Annotated in this window: 7 protein-coding genes; 4 read left to right on the top strand and 3 right to left on the bottom strand. The window is 73.4% G+C overall.

The features are described 5' to 3' along the window. The 3 genes from IFT36_RS15025 to IFT36_RS15015 all read left to right on the top strand — a co-directional run. The coding region (locus IFT36_RS15025; RefSeq protein WP_200413554.1) for a PadR family transcriptional regulator at positions 1-549 on the top strand (549 nt) is incomplete at its 5' end. 140 nt (positions 550-689) lie between these two features. Then, positions 690-1,571, top strand: a complete 882-nt coding sequence (locus tag IFT36_RS15020) for a DNA/RNA non-specific endonuclease (RefSeq protein WP_056046674.1) — start codon at positions 690-692, stop codon at positions 1,569-1,571. Positions 1,572-1,638: 67 nt separating this feature from the next. Further along, positions 1,639-2,625 carry a hypothetical protein gene (locus IFT36_RS15015; protein ID WP_200413553.1) on the top strand — a complete coding sequence of 329 codons (987 nt, stop codon included), beginning with the start codon at positions 1,639-1,641 and terminating at the stop codon, positions 2,623-2,625. A gap of 36 nt (positions 2,626-2,661) precedes the next feature. On the opposite strand, the gene IFT36_RS15010 is transcribed toward IFT36_RS15015, so the two are convergent. Then, positions 2,662-3,021, bottom strand: coding sequence for a hypothetical protein (locus tag IFT36_RS15010; RefSeq protein ID WP_056046678.1), 360 nt, complete (start codon positions 3,019-3,021; stop codon positions 2,662-2,664). 221 nt (positions 3,022-3,242) lie between these two features. Between IFT36_RS15010 and IFT36_RS15005 the strand changes: the two genes are divergently transcribed. Further along, a complete protein-coding gene (locus IFT36_RS15005; protein ID WP_200413552.1) occupies positions 3,243-3,980 on the top strand; it encodes a S1 family peptidase in 738 nt (245 codons plus the stop codon). Between the two features lie 167 nt (positions 3,981-4,147). Here the strand turns inward: IFT36_RS15005 and IFT36_RS15000 are convergent, their stop codons facing one another. Beyond that, on the bottom strand, positions 4,148-4,672 hold the full coding sequence (locus IFT36_RS15000; protein WP_307785126.1) for a GNAT family N-acetyltransferase: 525 nt from the start codon (positions 4,670-4,672) through the stop codon (positions 4,148-4,150). A gap of 28 nt (positions 4,673-4,700) precedes the next feature. After that, positions 4,701-5,190 (bottom strand): M23 family metallopeptidase (locus tag IFT36_RS14995; RefSeq protein ID WP_200413551.1); only part of this gene is annotated, 490 nt, incomplete at its 5' end.

The following is a 5,190-nucleotide window of genomic DNA, read 5'->3' as shown; positions in this document are numbered from 1 at the left end:
CGCGGGTTCCGCCCCGGTCCGGGCTTCGGCGGCTTCGGCCCCGGTTTCGGCCCCGGCGGCCCGGGCTTCGGTCCCGGCGGCTTCGGACCGGGCCGCGGAGGACGCGGCCGGGCACGACGCGGCGACGTGCGCCTCGCGATCCTCTCGCTGCTGTCCGACGCCCCGTCGAACGGCTACGGCCTGATCAAGGCGATCGCCGAGCGCACCGACGGCACGTGGAAGCCCAGCCCCGGCTCGGTCTACCCCACGCTGCAGCAACTCGTCGACGAAGAGCTCATCTCGTCCGACGAGGCCGCGACCAAGAGCGTCTTCACGCTGACCGACGCGGGCCGAGCCTACGTGGCCGAACACGCCGACGAGATCGAGAAGGCCTGGGCCGCCACGGCGGACGACGCGAGCGACACCGACCGCGAGTTCCAGACCAGCCTCATGAAGCTCATGGGCGTCGTCAAGCAGTTCCACCACGACGGCAGCGACGCCCAGCGGGCCGCCGCCACCGCCAAGCTCGACGAGGCACGCCGCGCGCTCTACACGATCCTGGCCGACTGAGCCCCGGCCGACCGAGGCTCGGCCGACCGAGCCCCGGCCGGCCCTCCTCCAGTGGGCCGTCCTCCGGTGGCGGCCGGACCGATGTCCGGGGTCGTGGGCATGATGGGCCCACGAGCACGACGACCCCGCCGGAGGCGCGCATGAGCACCGCAGACGACCGCACCACCGCGAGCACCGCCGACCTCGGGCGCGCCGGGTACGACCCGTCGTTCCTCACGGTCGACGTGCCCCTGCCGGCCGTCCACGCCACCGTCCGCGAGCTGCCCTACGTCCACTTCACGGTGCTGCTCGACCCCGTCCGGCGGTTGGCCGCCCTGACGGCCGTCAACATCGACGGGTCGTCGCTGGTCGACCTCGGCCGGGGCGACGACTGGCACCTCGACGAGCGCGTGCCCGACGACGAACAGACGGGTCCCGAGGTGTACGCCTCGAACGACCTCGACCGGGGGCACCTCGTGCGTCGGCGCGACCCGGTCTGGGGCGAGCGGGCCGTCGCGGCCGCGGCGAACGTGGATACCTTCAGCTTCACCAACGCCGCGCCCCAGGCCGCCGAGTTCAACCAGTCGAAAGAACTGTGGCTCGGCCTCGAGGACCAGGTGCTGCAGTACGCCTCCACGCATCGGCAGCGGCTGACGGTCTTCACGGCGCCCGTGCTGCTCGACGACGACGCGCCCTACCGCGGCATCCGCCTGCCCCGTCGGTTCTTCAAGGTCGCGGCCTGGACGACCTCCGACGGCGGTTCGTTGCGCAGCGCGGCGTACCTGCTCGACCAGTCCCCCGAACTCGACGGCGTCGACCTCGAGGCGGCCTTCGCCCGCGCGCACGAGCAGGGCGACCCGCCGCCCCTCGGGCCGTACCGCACCTACCAGGTGCCCGTCCGTGACATCGCCGAGATGACCGGTTTCGACCTCGCCCAACTCGCCGAGGCCGACACGCTCCGGCCCGTGCCCACGATCGAGCCGCCGGACGGCATCCGCGCGGGGTGGGTGCCGCTCACGTCGGTCGACCAGCTGTCGTTCTGACCGCCAGGCGACGCGACCCCGGCTCGTCCAGGCGGCTCGCATCGGGCCGTGCCAGCATTCTCGGGCCATGGCACCGAACGACCGAGATCCCGTCGACCCCACAGACGCCCCGTCACCCCTGCCGCCCGAGATGCCGCGCAGCCTGACGGTCCTGCGTGACGAGGACGCCCCACCCGTGCGGGCCACACCCTGGCGAGAGGTCCGGGTGGACTTCCTGGTGCCGACCACCTCGACCGGTGCGGCCTCCGGCGTCCGGCACCTGCTCGACGAACCCGAACTGCACTTCTCACCCGGGCTGCGCCAGGGGACGCTCGCCCTGATGCCCCGACGGTCGGCACTCCTCCGCGTCGTGCTCGCGTGGGAGTGGTCGGTCGAGGCGGCGTCCTTCGCCGTGCACTCCTTCGAGCCCGAGCCCTTCTCGTCCGACGAACGAGACGCCCTCGAGGCCTGGTTGCGGGCGACGGCGCGACGGTTGCAGCTGTTCGACGGCGCCCTCGCGCGTGCCGTCGCCCGGGTCGACCACGACGTGGTCCGAGGCGTCGACACGAGCTCTCCCGAGGCGTCGCTGGCCGGCGCCTCCGCTGCGGCCCGGGCGGCGGCCCCTGCGGCCGCGGGTTCGCCTGACTCGGGCCCGGTCAGGGGCCGTTCGGTGCCCGACGACTCCGACCCGGTCGACCTCGCGGCGGCCGGGCCCGCCGCCACGACGATGCGGACGGCCACCCTCGGGACGAGACTCGCCTCCCCCGCCGTCGGCGCCGCCCACCCCGTGGTCGACGTCACCCTGCCGGACGCGAGCGACCCCGGCTGGGAGGTCTTCGTCGACACCCTGAGCCGCCAGACCCTCGGTTACCGTCGCACCCTCGACGACGGCGGCAGCGCCTACGCGTTCACCTACCTCGTGGCCGACGACGTCGACGACGTCACGCCCGACGACCTGGTCGACTGGCACGACCAACACATCCAGCGGCAACTGCTCGTCGAGGACGCCCGCCAGGCGTACGTGCACCTGCTCGCCGGGCTCGAGCCGCCCGTCTCGGTGCAGTACACGGTCTGACCGACGCGGCGCGCGCCTCCCGGGCAGGCAGTCGGGTCAGGGGGCGACGTCGACGATGGCGACGAAGCGGGTGCCGACGCCGTCGACCTCGGCGCGCACGACGCCCGGCTCGGGCTCGGGCAACTCGTCCGCACCGTGGTCGTCGCAGCTGAGGTAGGTGTACTCGGGCCACCACTTCTTGGGGCGAGCCGCCTCGTGGTAGCCGCAGACGACGCACTCCAGTTCGACCCAGACCGGCTTGCCCGTGCGGTTCGCCCGGGACTGCACCAGCCAGGCCGGCGGCGTCCGCTCGATCGCGACGAGTTCGTCGACCGTCATCTTCGGCGGCAGGCCGTGGCGCTTGGCCATCTCGAGCGGGATGTCCAGTCGCAGGGCGGCGTCTCGTCGCGTGATCACCCGCACACGCTACCCGTCCGCCCCCACCCCTCGCGAGCACCGGCGCTGTTGCCACGCGCAACACCCGCCGTCAAGTCGGCCAGAGTGCCGACTTGCACCCGAACGAGGGCCAGGCGAAAGCTCGACCCAGGCGGCACGTGTCCGATCCACCCGGTCGGTCGATCACCGGACCGCCCGGCAGGCACCACCCGACACGCAGCCCACGAACCAAGGGGAACCACATGAAGACCTCCGTCGCCGCTGCCCTCACCGCCGCAGCCCTCGTCGTCGGATCGCTCGGGGTCTCGACCTCGGCCGTCGCCGCCGGGCCCGTCGACACCATCCGGTCGACGGACGTCGTCGGCGGCGAGAAGGCTCCCACGACGCCGTGGGCCGTGCAGCTGGTCTTCCGGTCCGGCGGCACCGCGAGCTACGCCTGCACCGGCGAGCAGATCAACGCCAGCTGGGTGCTGACCGCCCGCCACTGCATCGACGGCGTCACCTCGATGCAGGTGTACCACTCGAACAGCACGACGAACCCGGGCACCGCGATCGCCGTCGACCGCGTCGCCGCCGCCCCCGCGGGCGACATCGCGCTCGTGCACCTCGGCCAGTCGAAGGCGCTCGGCAGCTACCCGACGCTGAACCTCGGGTTCCAGGCGACGTCGTCGGGCAGCGGCACGATCATGGGCTACGGCCTGCGCGCGAACTCGGTGCAGTCCGACGGCCTGTACCAGGCGACGGTGGGCCTGACCGGCCGCAGCACCGACGCCTACGGCGGGGCCGCACAGCACCTGACCGGCACCACCGGCGCGGCGAACCACGGCGACTCGGGTGGCCCCCTGATCGTGGGCGGCCAGATCGTGGCCGTCTGCTCGACCGGCGACGAGGCCGACCCGGGCGCGAACACCCGCGCCGGCTCGAACTACGCCGTGCTGTCGCAGAGCGCGACCTGGATCCGCTCGACCGCCGGCCTCTAGTCCGCGACCTCGGGCGGCTCCGCCGGCGACGGGCGGCCTCGGACGGAAGGCCCGCACGGACGCGCCCGCCCATGGAACGCAGGAGGCGCGCCCCGGTCACGCGACCGGGGCGCGCCTCCGTCGTCGTGTCGACCCGCGCCTCCTCGGGGGGCGTCGGCCGCCGGACGTCAGGCGATCGGCTTCTCGAAGCAGATCGACTGCGGGATGGTCGTGACGTAGGGCTCGTAGGTCGGGATGCGGGTGAAGCCGATCTTCTCGTAGAGGGCGACGGCGTCGGGCTGACGGTCCCCGGTCTGCAGGATCAGTCGGCGGGCACCGCCCTCTCGGGCGACCGCCTCGAGCTCGGCCATCAGCAGCCGGCCGATGCCGCGGCCACGCTGACCGTCCGCGACGATCACCCGCTTGACCTCCCATTCGCCGTCCCGGCTCTGCACGAGGGCGTGGCCGACGGGCGTGCCGCCGTCGGCACCGTCGTCGACGACCACCAGCACGGTGGCCAGCACGTTCGACGGGTGCACCGTGAGGGCGGCGTTCCGGGCCTCGACGACGTCGACGGGTTCGACGACGTCGCGGTGGTAGCGGACGGTCATCTCGGCGTCCATGGCGTCGCGCAGGGCGACGGCACGGGGATCGTCGAAGGCGACGCGTTCGAGATGCAGCGGGGGCAGGGCGGAGGGAGCGGCGTTCGTCACCAGACGATTCTGCCCCCTCGTGGGGTGCCTAGAGTCGCACGCCCCGCGCGGCCATGAACGGCACGGGGTTGGTCGAGGCGCCGCCGACGCGGGTCTCGAAGTGGAGGTGGCAGCCGGTCGAGTTGCCGGTCGAACCGACGAGCGCGATCAACTGGCCCGCGACGACGCTCTGCCCGCGGGACACCTTGATGCCCCCGTTGACGATGTGGCCGTACGCGGTCGAGACGCCGCCGCCGTGGCTGACCTGGATGTAGTTGCCGTAGCCGCCGGTCAGGCCCGCGAAGGTGACCGTCCCGGAGGTCGCCGCGTAGATCGGGCTGTTGCAGCCGGGGGCCAGGTCGATGCCGTCGTGCATGCGGTACACGCCGGTCACGGGGTTCACGCGCATGCCGTAGCCGCTCGACATGTACCCGGCGCTGGGGCGCACCCAGCCCGAGCCGCTCGAGGCACCGCCACCGCCGGACGAACCGCCGCCGGCGGACGGGGCGGGCGCGGGTGCGGAGGGCGTCGAGGGCCGG

It is taken from the genome of Frigoribacterium sp. CFBP 13605 (assembly GCF_014839405.1).
GTDB lineage: Bacteria > Actinomycetota > Actinomycetes > Actinomycetales > Microbacteriaceae > Frigoribacterium.
This window is presented reverse-complemented; position numbering and strand designations above follow the sequence as displayed.

Coding starts and splice junctions, on each gene's coding strand:
- IFT36_RS15020 (WP_056046674.1), top strand. CDS start 690: ATGAGCACCGCAGACGACCGCACCACCGCGAGCACCGCCGACCTCGGG.
- IFT36_RS15015 (WP_200413553.1), top strand. CDS start 1,639: ATGGCACCGAACGACCGAGATCCCGTCGACCCCACAGACGCCCCGTCA.
- IFT36_RS15005 (WP_200413552.1), top strand. CDS start 3,243: ATGAAGACCTCCGTCGCCGCTGCCCTCACCGCCGCAGCCCTCGTCGTC.